The sequence below is a fragment of the Cobetia sp. 14N.309.X.WAT.E.A4 genome (assembly GCF_030397495.1).
GTDB lineage: Bacteria > Pseudomonadota > Gammaproteobacteria > Pseudomonadales > Halomonadaceae > Cobetia > Cobetia marina.
The window spans coordinates 1-624 of the sequence record NZ_JAPNXT010000033.1 but is presented as its reverse complement, the minus strand read 5'-3'; the positions used below and the strand labels follow the sequence as shown (position 1 = coordinate 624).

Here is a 624-nt window from a genome sequence, read left to right as displayed (position 1 = left end):
GCCTGGACATCCTTCGGGAAGCAGGAGCCACCGTAGCCACAGCCCGGGTAGATGAAGTGGTAGCCGATGCGCGGATCACTGCCGATCCCGCGACGCACTTCCTCGATATCCGCCCCGAGACGCTCGGCCAGGTTGGAGATCTCGTTCATGAAGCTGATCTTGGTGGCCAGCATCGCGTTGGCGGCGTACTTGGTCAGCTCGGCGGCGCGCACATCCATGAACATCAGCTTTTCATGGTTGCGGTTGTAGGGGGCGTAGCATTCGCGCATGCGCTCGCGCACCTTCTCGGAATCGGTGCCGACCACGATGCGGGCCCCACGCGTGAAGTCCTCCAGCGCCGCGCCCTCCTTGAGGAATTCCGGGTTGGAGCAGACATCGAAATCCACGCTCACGCCGCGGTGCTTGAGCACTTCAGCCACGCGGGCGTGCACGCGGTCTGCCGTGCCCACCGGCACGGTGGACTTGTCGATGATGACCTTGTAGTCATCCATGTACTCACCGATGCTCTCGGCCACCGCCAGCACGTACTTGAGGTCAGCACTGCCATCTTCATCCGGCGGCGTGCCCACGGCGATGAACTGCAGCACGCCGTGCGCGACGGCCTCGCGGGCGTCGGTGGTGAAG

Annotated in this window: 1 protein-coding gene; it reads right to left on the bottom strand. The window is 64.1% G+C overall.

What is annotated here, in order from left to right; all coding sequences use genetic code 11:
- Positions 1 to 624: nucleotide sugar dehydrogenase (locus tag OW493_RS17175; RefSeq protein WP_289864992.1), on the bottom strand; the 624-nt coding region annotated here is incomplete at both ends.